We start from the raw sequence: 22,092 nt of genomic DNA on the forward strand, positions 1-22,092 counted from the left end.
TCCGACGAGAGCCCGAACGGCTCGAACGACCGCAGAAGCCCGAAAGGCAGGACGACATGACCGCGAACACCGGCGGCGCGCCGCGAACCGTCACCCCCACCGAGGGCCTGACACTCACCCGCATGGGCTACGGCGCCATGCAACTGGCCGGACCCGGCGTCTTCGGCCCGCCGAAGGACCGCGGCCAGGCCCTGGCGGTGCTGCGGGCGGTGGCCGAGGCCGGCATCACGCACATCGACACGGCCGACTTCTACGGCCCGACGGTCGTCAACGAGCTGATCAGGGAGGCCCTGCACCCGTACCCGGCGGACCTGCGCATCGTCACGAAGGTCGGCGCTCGGCGCGGGACGGACGGCGGCTGGATCCTGTCCCGGGACCCGGCGGACCTGGTGAAGCAGGTCCACGAGAACCTCGCGCACCTGGGCGTCGACACCCTGGACGTGGTCAACCTGCGCGTCGGCTCCCACGACACACCGGACGAGGAACCGATCTCCGAGGAGTTCGGCGCGCTGGCCGAACTGCGCGACGCGGGGCTGATCCGCCACCTGGGCCTCAGCGGCGCCTCGGCGAAGCAGCTCACCGAAGCACAGGCGATCGCGCCCGTGGTCAGCGTCCAGAACCTCTACAACCTGGCCCACCGTGACGACGACGCGCTGGTGGACCGCTGCGCGGCGGAGAACATCGCCTTCGCGCCGTTCTTCCCGCTCGGCGGCTTCACCCCGATCCAGTCGCGGACGCTGACGAGGGTCGCCGCCCGGCTGGAGGCCTCCCCCCAGCAGGTGGCGCTGGCGTGGCTCCTGCACCGCTCCCCCACGATCGTCCTGATCCCGGGCACCTCGTCCGTGTCCCACCTCCGGGAGAACATCGCGGCCGCCGACCTGCTCCTGCCGCCCGACGCGCTGACGGAGCTGGACGCGATCGGGGGGTGAGGGCGGCACGCGGGGGTGCCGGACGGACGCGCCAGTGGCACGCGGGGGTGCCGGACGGACGCGCCAGTGGCACGCGGGGGTGCCGGACGGACGCACCGGCGGCACGCGGCAGAGTGCGGTGGCGAACGCGGGTGGCGCCGAGCGGCTGTGCCTCCCCCCGGTGTCGCGGGAGGTGCTGCCGGGGCGGGAACGCGGGGCGTCGAACCGCCGACCCGCGCACCGCCCGCCGTACCCGCCTCAGACCAGGAAGTCCCGCGCGATGTCCGCCGCGACCCGCTCCAGGATCGGCCCCGCCTGCGCGATGCACGTCGCCACGTCCGGCTCCACGTCCGTGAGCGGGTAGGCCCGCAGGATCCCGGCCCGGCCGAGCGCCTCGGGCGGCAGCGCGAGCCGGCCGCACACGGCGACGACCTCCTTGCCCGCCGCGCGGGCGGCCGCCGCGACACCCGCCGGGGCCTTGCCGTGCAGGGTCTGTTCGTCCAGCGAGCCCTCGCCGGTGATCACCAGCGAGGCCCGTTCCAGCGCGGGCGCGAAGCCGAGGACGTCGAGCATCACCTCGATGCCGGGCCGGAAGCGCGCCCCGAGGAGCAGCGCGCCGTAACCGATACCGCCCGCCGCGCCGGCCCCCGGCGCCACGGCGTACTCCGCGGCCCGCGCGCCGACCGCGTCCTGAAGCACCTTCGCGTAGTGCGCCAGCGCCGCGTCCAGCGTCGACACGTCGTCCGGCGAGGCACCCTTCTGCGGCCCGTAGACCGCGGACGCGCCCTTCGGGCCGGTCAGCGGGTTGTCGACGTCGCTGGCGAGCACCAGCTCCACCGAGGCCAGCCGCGGATCCAGTCCCGACAGGTCCGCGCGGGCCAGAGCGGCCAGCCCGCCGCCGCCCGGCGGCACCGGCTCGCCCTCCTCGTCCAGGAAGCGCGCGCCGAGCGCGGACAGCATCCCGGCGCCGCCGTCGGTGGTCGCGCTCCCGCCGACCCCGAACACGATCGTCCGGGCCCCGGCGTCGAGCGCGCCCCGCAGCAGTTCCCCGGAGCCGTACGTCGATGCCGTGAGCGGTGCGAAGACCCCCGCCGGCAGCCGCTGGAGCCCGCTCGCCTCGGCCATCTCCACGACCGCGGTGCCGTCGCGCAGCGCGAACGCGGCCGTCACCTCCGGCCCGAGGGGGCCCGCGACCCGGATCTCCCGCCGTTCGAACCCGGCGGCGACCGCCGCGGCCACGGTCCCGTCGCCGCCGTCGGCCACGGGCAGCGCCTCGACCCGAAGGTCCGGTACGACCCGGCGCAGCCCGGCCGTCACCCGCTCGGCGACCTCCACGGCCGTCAGCGACCCCTTGAACTTGTCCGCGGCGACGAGCACCCGCCGGGAGTCGTCCACTACAGCGTCCGCCACGTCGTATTCCCCTTGCTCTCCGGGCCCGTCGCACGTCAGGGCCAGTCGCGCCGCTGCGACCTTAACCGCAGGACGGCCCCGCCGTCATATTCCGGCCGAACGCCGGGAACCTCCCGGCATCGCCCGGTGCGGCGAACCCCGCGCGGCCGTACGCGTAATCGGGTAGACCGGAGCCATGACCCCTGTCGGCACCGAGCCAGAGTTCGCCGACCGCGTCCTCGGGGGCTGGCTGGGCCGGATCGCGGGCAACATGCTCGGCAAACCGGTCGAGCAGGGCGACCTGTGGACGCGGGACCGTATCGACCGCTACCTGCGGCAGGCCGCCGCCCTGCCCCTCACGGACTACCTGCCCGAGCCCCCGAGCGACAGCGACGGACCGGCACTGCGGCCCGAGTGGCGCAGCTGTGTCCGTGGCCGCATCCACGGCAGCTGCCGTGACGACGACGTCGACTACGCGATCCTCGGCCTGGACCTGCTGGAGACCCACGGCTTCGGCTTCAGCACCGAACAGGTCGGCGACCTGTGGCTGCTGCGGCTGCCGTACCTCCAGACGTTCACCGCCGAGCGGGCCGCGTACCGCAACCTCGCGGCCGGCATCAAACCGCCGCTGACGGCGACGTACGAGAATCCGTACCAGGAGTGGATCGGCGCGCTCATCCGCGCCGACATCTACGGCTGGACGTGTCCGGACGACCCGCGCCGCGCCGCGGCGCTGGCGCGCAGGGACGCGGTGCTGTCCCACACCGGCAACGGCGTGTACGGGGCGATGTGGGCGGCGGCCCTGATCTCGGCGGCCTTCACGGCGCCCACCGTGCGGCACGCCGTGGACACCGCGCTGACCGTGATCCCGGCGAGCAGCCGGCTGGCGCGCACCGTGCGACGGGTGGCCTCGCTCCACGAGACCCGGCTGAGCTGGGAGGACACCCTCACCACGGTGTCCGAGGAGACGGCGGGGCTGGGCTGGATCCACACCGTCCCGAACGCGGCCGTCCTGACCGCCGGACTCCTTTACGGCGACGGCGACTTCACCCGCACCATCGCGCTGACCGTGCGCGGCGGCCTGGACACCGACTCCAACGGCGCCACGGCCGGTTCGGTGGCCGGTGTGCTGACCGGCGCGGACGCCATCCCGGCCCAGTGGAAGGACCCCTTGGAGGACACGGTCCGCAGCGCGGTGTTCGGCTTCGACGGGGTCAGGATCAGCGAACTGGCGCGGCGGACGGTGCGGCTGGCCGGCAGGGCGGGCGCGGCCCCGGCCGCCGCCCGGTCGACCGGGCCGGGCCCGCCGCGCTCCGAGGGGTGAACCGCCGGGGCGGTGCCGTCGGCTGGATACCCTTCCCGGGTGACCACTCCTGACTTCGCCACGTACATCGCGGGCCTCCCCCGCGTTCTCGCCGGCGCCGCCGCCCTATTCCGCGACGCCGCGGGCCGGGTACTGCTGGTCGAGCCCAACTACCGGGACGGCTGGGCGCTTCCGGGCGGCACCATCGAGTCGGACGACGGCGAGACCCCGCGCCAGGGCGCGCGCCGGGAGACGGCCGAGGAGATCGGTCTCGACCGTGAGCTCGGCCGGCTCCTCGCGGTGGACTGGGTGCACGGGACCGGCCGTCCGCCGCTGGTGGCGTACCTGTACGACGGCGGCACCCTGGGCGAGGAGGAACTCGGCGCGATCCGCCTCCAGGAGGAGGAGTTGCTGTCCTGGCGCCTGGTCGCCCGCGAGGACCTCGCCGGCCATCTCTCCGGCTCCCTGGGCCGCCGCGTGCTGGCCGCGCTCGACGTCCTCGCGGACGGCTCGGGCACGGCCGAACTCGAGAACGGCCACCGGGTCGCCTGACGGAGCGCCGGCCAGGCGTGCGCGGGTCCGCGTCCGGCACGCGCGGGTCCGTATCCGGCATGCGCGGGTCCGTATCCGGCATGCGCGGGTCCGTATCCGGCGCCGGATATCCGTTCGACCCGCGCAGCCGGGCGGCCTACCCTCGGGCCATGACCAAGCCCCTCGTAGCCATTCTCAGCGGCGCAGGCGTCTCCACCGACTCCGGGATCCCCGACTACCGCGGTCCGAACGGGCTGTGGCGGCGGGATCCCGAGGCGGAGAAGCTCGTGACGTACGAGTACTACATGGGCGACCCTGAGATCCGGCGCCGGTCGTGGCAGATGCGGCGCGGGAACCGCGCCCTCATGGCCGAGCCGAACGCGGCACACCTGGCGGTGGTCGAGCTGGAGCGGGCCGGGGTGCCGGTGCGGGTGATCACACAGAACGTGGACGGGCTGCACCAGCTCGCCGGGCTGCCCGCCCGCAAGGTGCTCGAACTGCACGGCACCGAGCGGAAGTTCGTGTGCACCAAGTGCCACGCACGCGGAGCCATGGAGGACGCCCTCGCGCGTGTCGAAGCCGGCGAGGACGACCCGCCGTGTCTGGGGTGCGGTGGCATCCTCAAGTCGGCGACCGTCATGTTCGGCGAGCGGCTCGACCCGGTGGTGCTCGGTGAGGCCCTCGCCATCACCAAGGCCTGCCAGGTGTTCATCGCCGTCGGCACCAGCCTCCAGGTGCATCCCGCCGCCGGACTCGCCGACGTGGCCGCCGACCACGGCGCCCGCCTGATCGTCGTCAACGCCGAACCGACCCCCTACGACGAGCGGGCCGACGAGGTCGTCCGCGACCCCATCGGCACCGCCCTTCCCGCGCTGCTGCGCGAACTCGCCGGTGGGGTCGGCTAGAACAGCGCCGACCCCCGTTCGAAGTGCAGCAGTCGCTGCTTGCGGTCCAGGCCGCCGCCGTAGCCGGTGAGGCCGCCACCGGCGCCGATGACGCGGTGACAGGGCACGATGATGCCGATGGGGTTCTTGCCGTTGGCGAGGCCCACGGCGCGGGAGGCCTTGGGGTTGCCGAGGGCGTCGGCCAGTTCGCCGTAGGAGCGGGTCTCGCCGTACGGGATCCTGCACAGCTGTTCCCACACGGTCCGCTGGAACGGCGTCCCGGCCAGGCGCAGTTCGAGGGTGAACTCCTGCAACTCGCCCGCGAAGTAGGCCTCCAGCTGTTCCTCGACCGCGTCGAAGGGCGCGGCGGCGGGCGGGCCGAAGGTCTCCTGCGGTGGGCGGTGACGCTGGTCGGTCATGTAGAGGCCGCTCAGGACGCCGTCGTCGGCGACGAGGGTGAGGGGGCCGTACGGGCTGTCGACGACGGTGTGCCGCCGGCCGCGGATCGTGGTGCTCATGGTGAAAGTCCTTATACCGGGAGGAAATTGATCGGGTGGCTGTCCGTCGCCCAGAGGTACTGGACCGCGTAGGCCCGCCAGGGTCGCCAGGCCGCCGCGCGGGCGGTGAGGGCCGCCGGGGTCGAGGGCAGGCCCAGCTCCTGTGCGGCGCGGCGGATACCGAGGTCGGTGGGGAGGAAGGCGTCGGGGTCGCCCAGGGCGCGCATGGCGATGACGTCGACCGTCCAGGGGCCGAAGCCGGGCAGGGCGAGCAGGCGGGCGCGGGCTTCCTGCCAGTCGCTCTCCACACCCAGGTGGAGCGAGCCGTCGGCGAGCTGGGTGACGAGGGTGGTGAAGGTCGCCCGGCGGGTGCGGGGCATCGCCAGCGTCTCGGGGTCGAGGGCCGCGAGTGCCTCCGGTGCCGGGAAGAGGTGGGTGAGAGCCCCTTCGGGGTCGTCGACCGGTTCGCCGTGCGCGGTGACCAGGCGGGCCGCGTGGGTGCGGGCGGCGGCGGTGGAGACCTGCTGGCCGAGCACCGCCCGTACGGCGAACTCCGCCTCGTCGACGGTGCGCGGGACGCGGCGGCCGGGGGCCTTGTCGACCAGCGGCGCGAGGAACGGGTCCGCGCGCAGCTGGTCGTCGACCGCGACGGGGTCGGCGTCCAGGTCGAGCAGGCGGCGGCAGCGGCTGATCGCGACGGGCAGGTCGCGCAGGTCGCTGAGGGTGAGGCGGCAGGCGATGTGGTCGGGCCGCGGGCTCAGCGCCACGATGCCGTGCCCGTACGGCAGCCGGAGCGTGCGCCGGTAGGCGCCGTCCCGCCACTCCTCCACGCCCGGTACGGCGGTCGCCGCGAGGTGGCCGAAGAGGTTGTCGGGGTTGAGCGGGGCGCGGAACGGGAGGCGGAGGGTGAGCACGCCGGGGGTGAGGGCGTTCATCGCCTTCGGGCGGCGGGCGCGCAGCTCGGTCGGGGCGAGCGCGAAGACCTCGCGGACGGTGTCGTTGAAGGCGCGGACGGAGGAGAAGCCGGCCGCGAAGGCGATGTCGGCCATGGGCAGCGCGGTGGTCTCGATGAGCAGGCGTGCCGTCTGGGCGCGCTGGGCGCGGGCGAGGGCGAGCGGGCCGGCGCCGAGTTCGGCGAGCAGCTGGCGTTCGACCTGGCGGGTGCTGTAGCCGAGGCGGACGGCGAGGCCGGGCACGCCGTCGCGGTCCACGACACCGTCGGCGATCAGCCGCATCGCGCGGGCGACCAGGTCGGCACGCTGGTTCCACTCCGGGGAACCGGGGCTGGTGTCGGGGCGGCAGCGTTTGCACGCCCGGAAACCGGCCTGCTGGCAGGCTGCCGCGCTCGGGTGGAACGTCATGTTCTCCGGCTTGGGCGGCACGACCGGGCAGCTGGGCCGGCAGTAGATGCGGGTGGTCAGGACGGCCGTGAAGAACCAGCCGTCGAAGCGCGCGTCCTTGGACTGGACGGCGCGTACGCAGCGCGCTCGGTCGGCGTGCATCCCGTTGTTCTGCATGCGTCCAGCATCGTCCACCGGACGGGCCGAGGCTGGCGGGAATCCGACATCAGCCTCGGCTGTCCAGGGCGTCCACGGATCACTCCAGGTCGCCGCCGGGGATCAGCCCGTGCCCTCCTGCCGGGAGGCCAGCGCCCAGATCACGAACAGGTCGATCGCGATCATGGTGATCGGCCAGAAGAACGCGTACGGCAGGAACAGGAACTGGGCGATCAGGCTGAGCGACACGAGGAACAGGCCCGCGAACCTGGCCCAGGCCATCCCCTTGAGCAGGCCCAGGCCGGTGACGGCCACCAGGACGCCGATGACCAGGTGGATCCAGCCCCAGCTGGTGAGGCTGAACTCGTAGACGTAGAGGCCGACGCGGGCGTAGACGTCGTCCCGGGCGATCGCCGAGATGCCCTGGAGGATGGACAGCACACCGCTGCACAGCATCAGCACACCGGCGAACGCGATGCCGCCGCTGACCCAGCTGTCGTGCCGGTACGACGGGTCGGTGCCGCCCGGCTGCCTGTTCCACGAGGTGCCGGCCTCGCCCTGCGGGTCGCCGGCCGGTCGCGCCGCGCTCTGGCTCATAGGGTCGTCCTCTCTCTGTCCCCCGGGTGCGGTCCCCCGTCGGTCGGTCTGTCCCCCGGATGCGGCGGTCCCCCCTCGGCCGGTGTGCCACGCGGGCCGTCCTCGCCGCGTGGGGCGTCCTCGCCGCGCGGGCCGTCCTCCGCCACGAAGTCGACGACGCACAGCGCGAAGAGCAGGGCGAGCGCCAAGCCGATGACGACCCAGCCGGTCGGGAACGGCCACAGGACGTACGCCAGGACCGCCCCGGCGACCAGGATCCAGCTGATCCAGGCCCGGAAGCGGTGCGCGAACGGCCCGGCCGGCCCCGTGCGCATCCCCGCGCGGTCGGCGGTGGCGCGGACCGCGCCGACGCCGTCGTGCCACAGCTGCCGGACGAGACGGGCGTGACGCCCCGGTCCGGTCAGCCAGGCCGCGACGGCGACCACCACGCCGAGGGCGACCACCGTCCGTACCGAGGTGCGCAGGAAGCGGGTCAGCGCGTCGTACACGGTGGCCGCGGCGGGCTGCGAGACGTCGCGCGGGAGGGCGTCCAGGTACACGACCCGGAAGACGGTCAGCGCGACGCCGAGCAGGAGGGTGGCGAAGGCGAAGCAGAGCGCCGCGACGATCAGGGTTCTGCGCCGGTGGGCCGAGAGCAGGATGCCCGCCACGACCAGCAGGACCGCGATCACGGGCAGCCACAGGCCGGCGATCTGGAGGAGCCGGACATAGGTCTTGACCTTGCCGATCTCGTCGGACCGGACGACGGTGATGTCGGTGTGGACCTGCGGGATCTTCCCCGCGACCGTCATGCCCGAGTCGACGAGGCGCTGTTTGACCTGGTCGACGACCGGGGCGAGGTCCACGGTCACCGCGTCGTCCGTCAGCTCTACCGCGCCGCCGCCCCTGCCCGTCAGCGCCTTGTCCAGGCTGCTGTGGATCCTGCGGTTGGCGTCGGTCCAGATCCGGTCGAAGGCGGCGGAGGCCACGACCTCGCGGGCCTTGTCGTGCACGAAGCTGCCGACCGCCCCTTCGAGGGAGCCGCCGAGGGCGCCCAGGGCCTTCTCCAGCAGGGGCCGTTGCTCAGGCGCCACCCCCTCCAGCAGCTTGGGCAGGTCGAGGTGTCGCGTCACCACAGCGGTGACGCGGTCGGCCACCGCGTTCTGGATGTCGGGGTCGGAGGCGAGGGGCGCGACGGTCTCGACGTAGCGGTCCGTGTCGCCGACGATGGCGTCGGCCCAGGCGGCGACCACGCCCAGGGGGGCGAGCAGACAGCCGAGGACGACGAGGACGGTGGCGACCAGCGACCGCACCGGGTGGCGCCGCCGGCGCGGGGCGGCTCGCCCCGCCTCCAGCGCCGCGATCCGCGCGCGCAACTGCTCCAGGTCGCCCGGCGCTTGCTCGAGGTCGCCCGGCGCGGCGGCGGACCCGCTCCGGCCGGGCCCGCCCGGGCCGGACGCGTCGGCGCCGGGGGCGGGGCGGTCCGGCATGGCGGTCTCCCTCATCCGTCGGCACTGCGAGTCCGGTGGATGCCAGGAGATCGCGCGCGTACGGCGACGGCGAGCGCTGCGGGGCCGTCCGGGTGAACGGCCCCACGGGCCCGGGGAGGCGTCCTCACATGTTGATCATGTGTCCGGCGAGGCCGTGCACGGCCTCCTTCACCGCCTCGCCCAGGGTGGGGTGGGCGTGGACGTTGCGGGCCACCTCGTGGACGGTGAGGTCCCACTGCTGGGCGAGGGTGAGCTCGGGAAGGAGTTCGGTGACGTCGGGGCCGATGAGGTGACCGCCGATCAGCTCGCCGTACTTCGCGTCGCTGATCAGCTTCACGAAGCCGGTGCTGTCGCCGAGGCCGTGCGCCTTGCCGTTCGCGGTGAAGGGGAACTTCGCCACCTTCACGTCGTAGCCCAGCTCGCGGGCCTGGGCCTCGGTGTAGCCGAAGCTGGCGACCTGCGGCTGGCAGTACGTGGCCCGGGGGATCATCACGTAGTCCAGCTCCATGGTCTCCGCGTCCGCGAGGGTCTCGGCGGCGATCACGCCCATCGCCTCGGCGTTGTGCGCGAGCATGAGCTTGGCGGTGACGTCGCCGATGGCGTACAGGTGCGGCACCGAGGTGCGGCAGTGGCCGTCGACGTCGATCGCGCCGCGTTCGGTGACGGTCACCCCGGTGTTCTCCAGGCCGAAGCCGGTGACGTTCGGCGCGAAACCGATCGCCTGGAGCACCTTGTCGGCCTCCAGCACCTGCTGGGAGCCGTCCTTGGCGGTGACCGTGACGCGGACCTGCGGGCCCGACTCGTCGATCGTGTCGACGCGGGTCGAGGTGAGCACGTCGATGCCCAGCCTGCGGTACTGCTTGGCGAGTTCGGCGGAGACCTCGACGTCCTCCAGCGGCGCGATGCGGTCCAGGAACTCGACGATCGTGACCTTCACGCCGTAGTTGTGCAGGACATAGGCGAACTCGACGCCGATGGCGCCGGCACCCGCGATGATGATCGACCGCGGCAGGTCCTCGGCGAGGATCTGCTCCTCGTACGTGACGACGCGGGACGTACGCCGGGTGCCGGGCAGCAGCTTGGGGGTGGCGCCGGTGGCGATGACGCAGTGGTCGAAGCCGATGGTGCGGGTCTCGCCGTCGTAGCCGGCGACCTGGAGGGTGTGCGGGTCGAGGAAGGTGCCGCGGCCGTCGAACTCGGTGATCTTGTTCTTCTTCATCAGGTAGTGCACCCCCTTGACCCGGCCGTCCGCGACCCGGCGGCTGCGCCGGTACGCCTCGCCGTAGTCGAAGGAGACCTCCCCGTCGACCTTGATGCCGAAGGTCTTGGCCTCGCGGGTGACGATGTGGGCGAGTTCGGCGTTGCGCAGGAGGGCCTTGGTGGGGATGCAGCCCACGTTGAGGCAGACACCGCCCCAGTACTTCTCCTCGACGACGGCGACGCGCTTGCCCAACTGGGCGGCCCGTACGGCGGCCACGTAACCGCCGGGGCCCGCGCCGAGAACCACGACGTCGAAGCGCTCGTCCTGCTCGACCATGAGGACTTCCTTTTCGGTGAGATGAGGCGTCCACCGGGGGCGCCGATCGATGTCCCCGGTGCCTCCCGGATTGTTTCGTCCCGGTCTCCTTCCCGCCACACGGTTCGGCGGCGTGGCGAGCGGGCGGGTGCGGGCGGGGCGGGCCGCCCGGCCCGGACGGCCGCGGCGGGGCGGCGGCTCCGTCGGGCATACAGTGGCGCGGCCGGGCCGGATCACCGGGCCGGGGGCGCGGACGTCGACCGGGAGAGTGGGCGAGTGACCAGTCGAGTGATGTTGATCTCACCCGCGATCAGCGCGGCGCTGCGGGAGGCCCGTTTCGACGACGGGTGCCCGCTGGACGCGGCCGGGGCGGCGCGTGCGCGGGCGGCCGCGGACGCGCTGCCCGCGGCCGAGCGGACGTTCGCCTCCCCCACCGTGCGGTGCCGGCAGACGGCGTCGGAGCTGGGCCTCGACGGCGTGGTCGCGGCCGGGCCCGCCGGGTTCGACGTGGGTCGATGGCGGGGCCGGACGCTCGCCGAGGTCGGCGCCGACGAGCCGGACGGTGTCGCCGCCTGGCTGTCGGACCCGGCGGCGGCGCCACACGGCGGGGAGTCGCTGCGCGAGCTGTGCGCGCGGGTGGCGGACTGGATGGACGAGGTCGCGGCACTCTCGGGGCGGACGGTCGCCGTCGTGGAGCCCGAGATCGTACGGGCCATGACGGTACGGGTGCTGGCGGCGCCGGAGCCGGCGTTCTGGCGGATCGACGTGCCACCGCTGACCGCGACCGAGTTCAGCGGTCGGGCCGGGCGCTGGAACCTGGGGCTCGGCAGGGCCCTCGGCCGGACGGCGGACGAACCGCGCTGACGGCCGCACGGCGGCGCGGCACCCTCGGTGTGCCCTGGTCGGCCGGGGTCAGCCCTGACCGGTGGCCTGCGCGAACGCCTCGTACGCCGGTTCGTCGAAGAGGACGAACCTGACCTCCTCGACCGAGGTCCGCGCGGCGCGCACGGTCTCCACCGCGATCCGGGCGCCGTCGTCCATCGGCCAGCCGTAGACGCCGGTGGACACGGCGGGGAACGCGACCGTACGGGCCCCCAGGTCGTCGGCGACCCGCAGTGACTCCCGGTAGCAGGACACCAGCAGCTCCGAGCGGTCCTCGGCGGCCGACCAGACCGGGCCGACGGTGTGGATCACCCAGCGCGCGTCCAGCTCGCCGGCGGTGGTGGCGACCGCCGCTCCGGTGGCCAGCCCCTTGCCGTAGTGGGAGGCGCGCAGCTTGCGGCAGTCCTCCAGGATCGCGGGGCCGCCCCGCCGGTGGATCGCGCCGTCGACGCCTCCTCCGCCGAGCAGCGAGGAGTTCGCCGCGTTGACGATGGCGTCGACGGACTGACGGGTGATGTCGCCCCGGACGAGGCGGATGCTGGTCATGGCTGCCTCTATACCAGCCCGCCGCGCTCCGGCGCCCCCGCGTTTCGCCTGCGCCGGGGCGGGTGTCGGGGTGTCCGGTTCCGTCGGGAGATGCCGGCGGGCTCGGCCGGTCGGACGTGAGCCGGTCGGAGTCGGTCGAACGTGGGCCGGTCGGACGTGAGCCGGTCGGACGGATATCGGCGGGCGCCGCCGTCCCGCGTACCCGACCCTCGTACGCCTCCCGCCTACGGCTGTTGCCGCAGCCTGCGCCATACGGCCTTCGCCGCGTTGTGTCCCGGCATGCCGTGGACGCCGGGGCCCGGCGGGGTCGCCTGGGAGCAGATGAACACGGCCGGGTGCGGGGTGTTGTAGGGGAACAGGGACAGCTTCGGGCGCAGCATGAGCTGGAGCCCGGAGGCCGCGCCGGTGGCGATGTCGCCGCCGACGTAGTTGGCGTTGCGGACGGCGAGTTCGGGTGGTCCCGCGGTGGCGCGGGCGAGGACCCGGTCCCGGAATCCCGGTGCGAACCGCTCCAGTTGGCGCTCTATGGCGTCCGTGAGGTCGCCGGTCCAGCCGTTGGGGACGTGCCCGTAGGCCCAGAAGACGTGGCGGCCCGCCGGGGCTCTGCCGGGGTCGACGACGCTGGGCTGCACCGTGATCAGGAACGGCTTGCGCGGCGCGCGGTCCTCGCGGGACACCGCGCGCAGTGCCGCGCCGATCTCCGCGCTGTCCGCGCCGACCTGCACCGTGCCGGCGACGCGCGCCTCCTTCGCGGTCCAGGGGACGGGACCGTCCAGCGCGTAGTCGATCTTGAAGACGCCGGGGCCGTACCGATAGCCCTCGTAGTACCGGCCGAAGCCGGCGATACGGGCCAGCGCGGTCGGCGAGGTGTCGAAGACGTACGCGCGGGCGGGCGGCAGGTCGTCGAGGCGCTTGACCTCGTAGTCGGTGTGGATGGCGCCGCCGAGGTCCTGGAGGTAGGCGGCCAGGGCGTCGGAGACGGCCTGGGAGCCGCCGCGGGCCACGGGCCAGCCGCGGGCGTGGGCGGCGAGGGCGAAGACCAGGCCGACGGCGCTCGTGGCCAAGCCGCCCAGCGGGGCCATGACATGCGCCACGAGGCCCGCGAACAGGGTTTTGGCCCGCTCGTCCTCGAAACGCCGGGTCAGCCAGGTGGACGGGGGCAGTCCGGCGAGACCGAAACGGGCGAGGGTGAGCGGGTCGCGGGGCAGCGCGGTGAGCGGCAGGGACATGAAGTCCTTGAGGAGCGAGTCCCATCGGGGCAGGAACGGCTCGACCAGTCGTCGGTACGCCCCCGCGTCACGCGGTCCGAAGGAGGCGGCGGTCTCGGCGACCGACCGGGACAGGACCGCGGCGGTGCCGTCGGTGAAGGGGTGCGCCATGGGCAGCTCGGCGTGCAGCCATTCGAGGCCGTAGCGTTCGAGCGGCATCGCCCGGAAGGCGGGTGAGTTGATGCCGAGCGGGTGCGCCGCCGAGCACGGGTCGTGGCGGAAGCCGGGCAGGGTGAGTTCCTCGGTGCGGGCTCCCCCGCCGACGGTCTCACGTGCCTCGAAGAGGGCCACGGAGAAGCCCCGGCGGGCCAGCTCCACGGCAGCCGTCAGTCCGTTCGGCCCCGCACCCACCACGACCGCATCGAGCATCGACGGCACCTTCGGACTCCTTCGTCAGCCGATGGCCACTGGAGTCAGGATATGCCGGGGGACTGACACGCCTCACGGCGCGGGTGGGATCGGCGCGGTGACAGGGCCGTCAGGCGCCGGCCGGCAGTGCGGTCAGGCGCCGGCCGACAGCGCCGCCAGCACCCGGCGGGCCGTGGCCTCGTCGCGCGCCGCCGTGAACGGCAAAACGTTTCCTCCCGTGATCCGGAACGGCTCGCCCGCAGCGGTCAGATGGACGCCGCCGGCCTCCTCGACCAGCAGCAGGCCCGCCGCGTGATCCCACGCCGCCTCCCAGCAGAATCCGGTGGCGTCCAACTCCCCCCGGGCGACGGCGAGATACTCCAGGCCCGCCGAACCGCAGGCGCGCGGCGCGAATCCGTCCGCCGACAGCCCCAGCAGGGCGCGCTTCTGCTCGTCGGTGGTGTAGTCGGGGTGGGAGGTGGCGACTTCCAGGTCGCGGCCGGGCGCGGGCGGACCGGCCAGGAGCCGCTCACCGTCGAGGTAGGCGCCACCACCCCGTACGGCCGTGGCCAGTTGGTCGCGGGCCGGGGCGTACGTCCACGAGGCGAGCACCACACCGCGCCGGGCGAGCGCGACCAGCGTGCAGAAGCCGTCGTCGCCCTGGACGAACTGGCGGGTTCCGTCGACCGGGTCGACGATCCAGACGGGCGCGTCGCCCTGTATCGCCTCGTACGTCGTGGGGTCGGCGTGCACCGCCTCCTCGCCGACGACGACGGACCCGGGCAGCAGGGCCCCGAGCACCCTCGTCAGATACAGCTCGGCGTTGCGGTCGGCGTCCGTGACCAGGTCGTGCGGGCCGCTCTTCTGGTCGACCTCGTGCGCCGCGAGCCGGCGGAAGCGCGGCATGATCTCGGTGGCGGCGGCTTCACGGAGGGCGTCCTGTACGTCGGTCGAGCGGCGAGCGAGAAACTCGTCGATGGTTTCCAGTCCTTCGATCATGCCTCCATGAGACCACGCGTCACTGACAATCCCCGCCCGTCCGGTGCACAGCGGGTGGAATCCCCATGAATACCCGGTTCCGCCGCCCGCGCGGCGGACGGGGTGCCTCAGCGCCCGACCGCGTACCCCTGCATGCCCCGCGGGTTCGCCGCCGCCGAGAGGATCCCGCTCGCCGGGTCCCGGGCGACCGCGCACAGCCGGCCCTCGGACCAGGGGTCCGCCACCGTCACGACATGGCCGCGCCGCCGCAGTCCCTCGACCACCTCGGCGGGCATGCGGGACTCCACGGTGACGCTCCCCGGTCGCATGCCGCGCGGGTAGAAGGAGCCGGGGAAGCCATCGTTGTGCCAGTTCGGGGCATCGATCGCGCCCTGGAGGTCGAGGCCGCCGCGCACCCGGCCCCGCAGGGCGACGGCCAGGAAGAAGTGCAGTTGCCACTGGTCCTGCTGGTCCCCGCCGGGCGTCCCGAACGCCATGACCGGCACCCCGTCGCGCAGCGCGAGCGAGGGGGTGAGGGTGGTGCGGGGCCGGCGGCCCGGGGTGAGGGAGTTCGGCAGCCCCTCCTCCAGCCAGGTCATCTGGAGCCGGGTGCCGAGCGGGAAGCCCAGTTCGGGGACGACGGGGTTGGACTGGAGCCAGCCGCCGCTGGGTGTGGCGGCGACCATGTTGCCCCAGCGGTCGACGACGTCGAGGTGGCAGGTGTCGCCGCGGGTGACCCCGTCGGCGCGCACCCCCGGCTCGCCCGGCGCGGACGGCACGGGGGACGGCGCCGGGTGCCGGGCGACCGTCGGCTCGCCCGCGCCCAGGGGGTCGAAGCCGGGGCCGTCGTCGGCCACCACGTGGGCGTGCGCGCTCAGTCGCGGGGTGCGGCCCCCCGGGGCGCCGGGGCGCAGTTCATGGGAGGCCTCTGCGCCGACGAGGGCCCGCCGCCGGGCGTTGTAGTCGGCCGACAGCAGGTCGTCGAGCGGGACGTCGGCCGCGTCCCCGTACCAGGCCTCACGGTCGGCCATGGCGAGCTTGCAGCCCTCGACCAGCAGGTGGACGTAGTCCGCTGACCCGTACCCGGGCAGCTCGGGCGGGAGCAGCGCGAGCTGCTGGAGCAGGGCCGGGCCCTGGCTCCAGGCTCCGGCCTTGCACAGCGTCCAGCCGTTCCAGTCGTACGTCGCCGGCGCCTCGTAGGACGCGGACCAGGCGGCCAGGTCGGCGGCCGTGAGCGTGCCGGTGTGACGTTCGCCGCTGGTGTCCAGGGTGGGCCGCCGCGCCTGCCGCACCAGCGCCTCGCCGACGAAGCCGGTACGCCACACCTCCCGCGCGGACTCGATCTCGGCCTCCCGGCCGCCCGCTCCGGCGACCTCGGCCAGCAGTCGCTTCCAGGTCGCGGCGAGGGCCGGATTGCGGAACAGCTCGCCCGGCCGGGGCGCCTTCCCGCCCGGCAGGTACACGTCCGCCGACGAGGTCCACTGCGTCTCGAACAGTTCCCGGACGGTCTCGACGGTCGCGCCGACGTTCTCCACGGGCGCGTGTCCGTGTTCGGCGTACCCGATGGCGTACTTGAGGACGTCGGCGAGGGACTTGGTGCCGTGGTCGCGCAGCAACAGCAGCCAGGCGTCGAACGCGCCGGGGACGGCGGCGGCGAGCGGGCCCGTACCCGGTACGAGCTCCAGGCCGAGTCCCCGGTAGTGCGCGACCGTCGCCCCCGCCGGGGCCACGCCCTGGCCGCACAGCACCCGTACCTCACCGCCCGCCGGGGCGAGCAGGATCGGCACCTCGCCCGCGGGTCCGTTGAGGTGCGGCTCGACCACGTGCAGCACGAAGGCACCGGCCACGGCGGCGTCATAGGCGTTGCCGCCGTCCTCCAGGACGGCCATCGCCGACTGGGAGGCCAGCCAGTGGGTGGACGACACCATGCCGAAGGTGCCCTGGAGGGTGGGTCGGGTGGTGAACACGGGCGGACTCCTCATTGCGCGGCGGCCGGTCCCGCGATCGTACGCACGCGCGGGACGACGACGGCCGTCGTCCATAGACGGGTGACCGCGACCGTCGTCGTGCACGGACGGGTCACCGCGGCCGTCGTCGTCCCACGCGCGTAGTGGGCGGTCGCCGTCCGCCCGGCCCGCCCTCGCCGCCGTACCGGTCCCCCGAACTCCGCTACGGGGCCGCCCGGTTACGCGCGGAGAAGGCGTCCCCCGGACGCCTTCCCGACCGCCTCCCCTGACCGCCTCCCGACCGCTTCCTCCGACCGCCTCCCCGACCGCTCCCTCCGACCGCCCCCGGCCGACGGCGACCCGGCGGTTCCGTCGCCGCCGGGAACGCCCGCCCTCGCGCGCAACAGCCTTGTCCGGTAGGCCCGTTCGGAGCGCGGTAGCGACGGCCCGAGTATCGGCGCGGTGCCGGGAACCTCGCTGCCGCCCGGACGTCCGGTGCGCGCGCGGGACGGCGAACACCCGCCGAACGGGACGACAAATCGGGTCACACGACGCAGGAGTCGACGGCTGCTGTGACCGCGCGAGTACGCAGCGAGTTCGCACTTCCGCCCCACACTCAGCCGTGTGACACTGGCGTCCCGTCCCCAGTGTGGACACCCTCCGCACCGACCCCCACGAGAAGTGCGCCTTGCGTTCTCTGCCACTGCCGCTCGCCCTCACCGCGCGTCTGTCGCCGGTCGTCGTGCTCGCCGCCGCCGGCTGGTCGCTGGCGTCCGGACCGTTCGCCCCCACGCCGGCCGCCGAGCACGAGCCGAACCGGAAGACGCCCACCGCGACCGCCTCCGCGCCGTCGTCGACGGCCGCGTCGAAGTCGTACTCCGCCGCTCCCGCCCCGTGCACGAGCGTGACCACCACGACGATCAAGGCGCTGGTGCCGGGCGCCAAGACGGACGGCAAGGAAATACCGTCGACGGACACGAAGGCCCGCCGCACCTGCTCCTGGAACGCGCTCAAGGGGTTCGACTACCGCTGGCTGGACGTCTCCTTCGAGATCACCGAATCGGAAGCGGCGGCGGAGAAGACGTACAAGGCTCGCATCACGGACAAAAGCGGTGGAGGGGATGTCCCGGGTCTCGGTGACACCGCCTACTCGATCGTGAACCTCACCACCGAGGACAAGCAGCAGACGCGCGAGGGCGAGGTCATCGTCCGCGCGTCCAACGCGCTGGTGGTCATCACCTACAACGGCAGCGACTTCGAGACGAAGAAGGCGCCGGGCACGGACGAGATCAACAAGGGTGCCATCAAGGCGGCCAAGGACGCGATGAAGGCCCTGGAGGGCGGTCAGAAGGCCTGAGCCCGCGACCGCCCCCCGGGCCGCGCGTCAGACGGTACGCTCCTGTCGGCCCCTGAGCAGCATCAGCACGAGGTAGAGCAGCATCGACGTGCCCAGGCCGACCGCCCAGCCGTAGTCGGCCAGCGGTTCCAGCGCCGGGACGGGCCGCCCGTCGATCAGTGGCTTGAAGCTGGCGCCGCCGACGGCGAGGACGCCGCCGACCACGAAGGCGACGACGGCCCGCCAGTTCCAGCCGCCGTCGTACCAGTAGCGGCCGCCCGTGGAATACAGGTCGGTGAGGTCGAGCCGGCCGCGGCGCAGGATCCAGTAGTCGGCGATGAGGATGCCGGCGACCGTGCCGAGCAGACCGCCGACCAGACCGAGCCAGGTGAAGATGTAGCCCTGCGGGTCGGAGTACAGCTTCCACGGGAAGATCAGCACACCGAGGACGCAGGTGGCGAGTGCTCCGGCGCGGAAACTGATCCGCCGGGGCGCGATGTTGGAGAAGTCGAAGGCCGGGGAGACCAGGTTGGCCGCGATGTTCACGGACAGGGTCGCCACCAGCACGGTGACCAGCGCGTAGAGCAGTCCCACGACGTTGTCGGTCTTGGCGGCCAGCTGTACCGGGTCCCAGACCGCCTCGCCGTAGACGGCCTGCGAGCCCGAGGTGACCAGCACCGACAGGAAGGCGAACAGCGTCATCGTCGTCGGAAGCCCTAGAGCCTGTCCCCATGTCTGGGCCTTCTGGCTCTTGCCGTAGCGGGTGAAGTCGGGGATGTTCAGCGACAGCGTGGACCAGAAGCCGATCATGCCCATGAGGGACGGCGCGAACAGCTTCCAGAAGTCGGCGCCCCAGCCCAGCTTCGACGGCTGGTCGAACAGCGGGCCGAAGCCGCCCGCCTTGTCGCTCATCCACCACAGCATCACGAACGCGCCGACGAGGACGAAGGGCGCGGCCCAGTTCTCGAAACGGCGGATCGTCTCCATGCCCCGGTAGATGACGGCGACCTGGATCGCCCAGAAGATCGCGAACGACAGCCACATGGTCCAGGGGTAGCCGCCGATGTGCGAGGCGCCGGCCCAGCTGTCGCCGATGAGCTTGCCCGCGAGGAAGAAGATCGCCTCGCCGCCGATCCAGGTCTGGATGCCGAACCAGCCGCATGCCACCAACGCCCGTACGACAGCGGGGAGGTTGGCGCCGCGCACACCGAAGGAGGCACGGGCGAAGACGGGGAACGGGATGCCGTACTTGGGTCCCGCGTGCCCGGTGAGCAGCATCGGCACCAGCACGATCAGGTTGGCCAGGGCGATGGTGAACACCGCCTGCTTCCAGTCCATGCCGACGGCGATCAGACCGGAGGCCAGTGTCCAGGACGCCGTGTTGTGGGCCATGCCGACCCACAGCGCGGAGAAGTTGTACGTGGTCCAGGTCCGCTTCTCGACGGGGACCGGCAGCAGGTCCTCGTTGGCGTACGGGCCGCTGGGCGGCGGCGCGCCGGGGGCGAGCTCCACCCGGCCGTCGGCGAGAGTGACTTGGGAGGTCGGCGGTATGGCCGCGGGTGCGGTGTCGGTCATGGGCAGGCCAATCGATGAGACGGGACGGGAGAGGCCGTGCGGGTCGGCGCCGAGGGGGGTGCGCCCCGGAGGGAGCGGAGATACGGGCTCCGGGTGCCCTGGGCCCCCCTTCCGCACCGGCGGAAAGGGGGAGTTCATAGGGGTGGGCGGCTGCGGGACGTCAGCCGTTGACGGCCGGGATCACCTTCGATCCGTAGGCGTCGATCACGGTCTCCTGGGCGTCGTGCATGTCGTAGACGGCGAACTGGTCGACGCCCAGTTCACGCAGCGCGTTCAGCTTCTCGACGTGTGTCTCGACCGGGCCGATCAGACAGAACCGGTCGACGATCTCGTCGGGCACGAACCGGGTGTCGGGATTGTCGCTGCGTCCGTGGTGCGCGTAGTCGTAGCCCTCCCGGGCCTTGATGTAGTCGGTGAGTTCGTCGGGGACGGCGGCGGAGTGCTCGCCGTACTTGGCGACCAGGTCGGCGACGTGGTTGCCGACCATCCCGCCGAACCAGCGGCACTGGTCGCGCGCGTGGGCGAGCGCCTCCGGCGAGTCGTCCTCGGTGACGTACGCGGGGGCGGCGACGCAGATCTTGACGTCGGACGGGTCGCGTCCGGCGGCGACGGCCGCGTCCTTCACCGCCTTGACCATGTACTCGGTGAGGTAGAGGTCGGCGAGCTGGAGGATGAACCCGTCGGCCTCCTCGCCGGTCATCTTCAGGGCCTTGGGTCCGTACGCGGCCATCCACACCGGGAGGTCGGCGCCCGGCTTGATCCATGGGAACCTGACGACCGTGCCGCCGAGGTCGGCCTCGTCGCCCCGGCCCAGCGCGCGGATGACCTTCATGGCCTCGCTGATGCGGGCGAGGGTGTTGGGCTTGCGGCCGGCAACCCGCATCGCGGAGTCGCCGCGCCCGATACCGCACACCGTGCGGTTGCCGAACATGTCGTTCAGGGTGGCGAAGGTGGAGGCGGTGACCTCCCAGGTGCGGGTGCCGGGGTTGGTGACCATCGGGCCGACCGTCAGCTTCGACGTATTGGCGAGGATCTGGCTGTAGATGACGAACGGCTCCTGCCACAGCACGGCGGAGTCGAAGGTCCAGCCGTGGGAGAACCCGTTGCGCTCGGCGCGCTTCATCAGGCTGACGACCCGCGAGGCGGGCGGGTCCGTCTGGAGGACGAGTCCGAAGTCCATGAGCGCCACTCCTAGTTGAGGTACTGACAGGTGGAGCGCGGGGTGTAGACACCATGACCGGCGTGTCCGGTGTACTCCCGCCCGTCGATCACGAACTCGCCCCGCGACAGGACGGTCTCCACCCGGCCGGTGGTGCGCCTGCCCTCGTAGGCGGAGTAGTCGACGTTCATGTGGTGCGTCTCGGCGGAGAGCACCTGCTCGGCCTGCGGGTCGTAGATGACGACGTCGGCGTCGGCGCCCGGGGCGATGGTCCCCTTCTTCGGGTACATGCCGAACATCCGGGCCGGTGTGGCGCAGGCGATCTCGATCCAGCGGCGGCGCGAGATGTGCCCGTCGACGACGGCCTGGTGGAGCAGGTCCATGCGGTTCTCGACGCCCGGCAGACCGTTGGGGATCTTCGAGAAGTCGCCCCGGCCGAGTTCCTTCTGCCCCTCGAAGCAGAAGGGGCAGTGGTCGGTGGAGACCACCTGGAGGTCGTTGGTGCGCAGCCCCCGCCAGAGCGCCGCCTGGTGCTCCTTGGGGCGCAGGGGCGTGCTGCACACGTACTTCGCGCCCTCGAAGTCGGGCTCGGCGAGGTTGTCCGTGGACAGGAACAGGTACTGGGGGCAGGTCTCGCCGAAGACGTTCAGGCCCTCGTCGCGGGCCCGGGCCAGCTCCGCGACGGCCTCCTGCGCGGAGACGTGCACGACGTACAGCGGGGCGCCGGCGACCTGGGCGAGTTTGATGGCGCGGTGGGTGGCCTCGGCCTCCAAGAGGGCCTTGCGGACCTCGCCGTGGTAGCGCGGGTCGGTCTCGCCGCGCGCCAGTGCCTGTTCGACGAGCACGTCGATGGCGATGCCGTTCTCGGCGTGCATCATGATCAGGCCGCCGTTCTCGGCGGAGCGCTGCATGGCGCGCAGGATCTGGCCGTCGTCGCTGTAGAAGACGCCCGGGTAGGCCATGAACTGCTTGAAGGAGGTGATGCCCTCCTGGACCAGCAGGTCCATCTCCTTGAGCGTCTCCTGGTTCACGTCCGAGACGATCATGTGGAAGCCGTAGTCGATGGCGCAGTTGCCCTCGGCCTTGGCGTGCCAGGTGTCCAGACCCTCGCGCAGGGTGTGTCCGACGCTCTGCACCGCGAAGTCGACGATGGTCGTCGTGCCGCCCCAGGCGGCGGCCCGGGTGCCGGTCTCGAAGGTGTCGGAGGCGAACGTGCCGCCGAACGGCAGTTCCATGTGGGTGTGGGCGTCGACGCCGCCCGGGATCACGTACTTCCCGGTCGCGTCGAGGACCCGGTCGGCCGTCCAGGCCTCGGCGGCCGGGGTGCCGGAGGCGGCGAGGGCGGCGATACGGCCGTCCTCGATCAGGACGTCGGCGTGGATCTCGTCGGACGCGGTGATGACGAGACCGCCGCGGATGACGGTTCGGCTGCTCATGCTCCCTCTCCTGCCGTGTTCAACTCTC

19 protein-coding genes are annotated in these 22,092 nt (G+C 72.9%); 6 read left to right on the forward strand and 13 right to left on the reverse strand.

The features are described 5' to 3' along the window. Positions 1 to 56 precede the first annotated feature (56 nt). Positions 57 to 929: an oxidoreductase gene (locus ACWCQK_RS02780; protein WP_451151112.1), complete on the forward strand. Its 873-nt coding sequence runs from the start codon at positions 57 to 59 to the stop codon at positions 927 to 929. 237 nt (positions 930 to 1,166) lie between these two features. Here ACWCQK_RS02780 and ACWCQK_RS02785 read toward each other — a convergent pair whose 3' ends face one another. Then, positions 1,167 to 2,285 carry a glycerate kinase gene (locus ACWCQK_RS02785; protein ID WP_451151788.1) on the reverse strand — a complete coding sequence of 373 codons (1,119 nt, stop codon included), beginning with the start codon at positions 2,283 to 2,285 and terminating at the stop codon, positions 1,167 to 1,169. A gap of 208 nt (positions 2,286 to 2,493) precedes the next feature. Here ACWCQK_RS02785 and ACWCQK_RS02790 point away from each other — a divergent pair, with 208 nt between their 5' ends. The 3 genes from ACWCQK_RS02790 to ACWCQK_RS02800 all read left to right on the forward strand — a co-directional run bounded on the left by ACWCQK_RS02790 (position 2,494) and on the right by ACWCQK_RS02800 (position 5,036). Beyond that, entirely contained in the window at positions 2,494 to 3,621 is a 1,128-nt protein-coding gene (locus ACWCQK_RS02790; RefSeq protein ID WP_451151114.1) for an ADP-ribosylglycohydrolase family protein, read from the forward strand. Positions 3,622 to 3,660: 39 nt separating this feature from the next. Next, the gene (locus ACWCQK_RS02795) at positions 3,661 to 4,152 is read left to right on the forward strand and encodes an NUDIX domain-containing protein (protein ID WP_451151116.1); all 492 of its coding nucleotides are present in this window, start codon (positions 3,661 to 3,663) and stop codon (positions 4,150 to 4,152) included. A 149-nt stretch (positions 4,153 to 4,301) separates the two neighbouring features. Then, complete coding sequence (locus ACWCQK_RS02800; RefSeq protein WP_451151118.1) at positions 4,302 to 5,036, forward strand: SIR2 family NAD-dependent protein deacylase; 735 nt, start codon at positions 4,302 to 4,304, stop codon at positions 5,034 to 5,036. Here ACWCQK_RS02800 and ACWCQK_RS02805 read toward each other — a convergent pair. From ACWCQK_RS02805 to lpdA, 5 genes are all read right to left on the reverse strand, one after another. After that, complete coding sequence (locus tag ACWCQK_RS02805) at positions 5,033 to 5,533, reverse strand: methylated-DNA--[protein]-cysteine S-methyltransferase (RefSeq protein WP_451151120.1); 501 nt, start codon at positions 5,531 to 5,533, stop codon at positions 5,033 to 5,035. The two genes, ACWCQK_RS02800 and ACWCQK_RS02805, sit on opposite strands and share 4 nt — an antisense overlap. A gap of 11 nt (positions 5,534 to 5,544) precedes the next feature. Further along, a complete protein-coding gene (locus ACWCQK_RS02810; protein ID WP_451151790.1) occupies positions 5,545 to 7,014 on the reverse strand; it encodes an AlkA N-terminal domain-containing protein in 1,470 nt (489 codons plus the stop codon). A 117-nt stretch (positions 7,015 to 7,131) separates the two neighbouring features. Further along, the gene (locus ACWCQK_RS02815) at positions 7,132 to 7,605 is read right to left on the reverse strand and encodes a DUF7144 family membrane protein (RefSeq protein ID WP_451151122.1); all 474 of its coding nucleotides are present in this window, start codon (positions 7,603 to 7,605) and stop codon (positions 7,132 to 7,134) included. After that, positions 7,602 to 9,074: a hypothetical protein gene (locus tag ACWCQK_RS02820; protein ID WP_451151124.1), complete on the reverse strand. Its 1,473-nt coding sequence runs from the start codon at positions 9,072 to 9,074 to the stop codon at positions 7,602 to 7,604. The genes ACWCQK_RS02815 and ACWCQK_RS02820 overlap by 4 nt, the downstream gene beginning before the upstream one ends. 124 nt (positions 9,075 to 9,198) lie before the next feature. Further along, the gene (lpdA, locus tag ACWCQK_RS02825; protein WP_451151126.1) at positions 9,199 to 10,611 is read right to left on the reverse strand and encodes a dihydrolipoyl dehydrogenase; all 1,413 of its coding nucleotides are present in this window, start codon (positions 10,609 to 10,611) and stop codon (positions 9,199 to 9,201) included. 255 nt (positions 10,612 to 10,866) lie between these two features. Between lpdA and ACWCQK_RS02830 the strand changes: the two genes are divergently transcribed. Continuing rightward, positions 10,867 to 11,454 (forward strand): histidine phosphatase family protein, encoded by a 588-nt coding sequence (locus ACWCQK_RS02830; RefSeq protein ID WP_451151128.1) that lies wholly within the window; start codon positions 10,867 to 10,869, stop codon positions 11,452 to 11,454. A gap of 48 nt (positions 11,455 to 11,502) precedes the next feature. On the opposite strand, the gene ACWCQK_RS02835 is transcribed toward ACWCQK_RS02830, so the two are convergent. The 4 genes from ACWCQK_RS02835 to ACWCQK_RS02850 all read right to left on the reverse strand — a co-directional run bounded on the left by ACWCQK_RS02835 (position 11,503) and on the right by ACWCQK_RS02850 (position 16,594). After that, on the reverse strand, positions 11,503 to 12,018 hold the full coding sequence (locus tag ACWCQK_RS02835; RefSeq protein ID WP_451151130.1) for an O-acetyl-ADP-ribose deacetylase: 516 nt from the start codon (positions 12,016 to 12,018) through the stop codon (positions 11,503 to 11,505). 224 nt (positions 12,019 to 12,242) lie between these two features. Next, positions 12,243 to 13,655 (reverse strand): phytoene desaturase family protein, encoded by a 1,413-nt coding sequence (locus tag ACWCQK_RS02840; RefSeq protein WP_451151132.1) that lies wholly within the window; start codon positions 13,653 to 13,655, stop codon positions 12,243 to 12,245. Positions 13,656 to 13,787: 132 nt separating this feature from the next. After that, positions 13,788 to 14,633 (reverse strand): inositol monophosphatase family protein, encoded by an 846-nt coding sequence (locus tag ACWCQK_RS02845; RefSeq protein WP_451151134.1) that lies wholly within the window; start codon positions 14,631 to 14,633, stop codon positions 13,788 to 13,790. 107 nt (positions 14,634 to 14,740) lie between these two features. Next, on the reverse strand, positions 14,741 to 16,594 hold the full coding sequence (locus ACWCQK_RS02850) for a gamma-glutamyltransferase family protein (protein WP_451151136.1): 1,854 nt from the start codon (positions 16,592 to 16,594) through the stop codon (positions 14,741 to 14,743). 652 nt (positions 16,595 to 17,246) lie between these two features. On the opposite strand from ACWCQK_RS02850, the gene ACWCQK_RS02855 reads away from it, so the two are divergent. Next, the gene (locus ACWCQK_RS02855) at positions 17,247 to 17,915 is read left to right on the forward strand and encodes a hypothetical protein (protein WP_451151138.1); all 669 of its coding nucleotides are present in this window, start codon (positions 17,247 to 17,249) and stop codon (positions 17,913 to 17,915) included. A gap of 27 nt (positions 17,916 to 17,942) precedes the next feature. Here the strand turns inward: ACWCQK_RS02855 and ACWCQK_RS02860 are convergent, their stop codons facing one another. The 3 genes from ACWCQK_RS02860 to hydA all read right to left on the reverse strand — a co-directional run bounded on the left by ACWCQK_RS02860 (position 17,943) and on the right by hydA (position 22,064). Further along, positions 17,943 to 19,469: an NCS1 family nucleobase:cation symporter-1 gene (locus ACWCQK_RS02860; protein WP_451151140.1), complete on the reverse strand. Its 1,527-nt coding sequence runs from the start codon at positions 19,467 to 19,469 to the stop codon at positions 17,943 to 17,945. A gap of 160 nt (positions 19,470 to 19,629) precedes the next feature. Beyond that, the gene (locus ACWCQK_RS02865) at positions 19,630 to 20,649 is read right to left on the reverse strand and encodes a TIGR03842 family LLM class F420-dependent oxidoreductase (protein WP_451151142.1); all 1,020 of its coding nucleotides are present in this window, start codon (positions 20,647 to 20,649) and stop codon (positions 19,630 to 19,632) included. Between the two features lie 11 nt (positions 20,650 to 20,660). Further along, on the reverse strand, positions 20,661 to 22,064 hold the full coding sequence (hydA, locus tag ACWCQK_RS02870) for a dihydropyrimidinase (protein ID WP_451151144.1): 1,404 nt from the start codon (positions 22,062 to 22,064) through the stop codon (positions 20,661 to 20,663). Positions 22,065 to 22,092: the final 28 nt, after the last annotated feature.

Source organism: Streptomyces sp. NPDC002306, assembly GCF_053593435.1.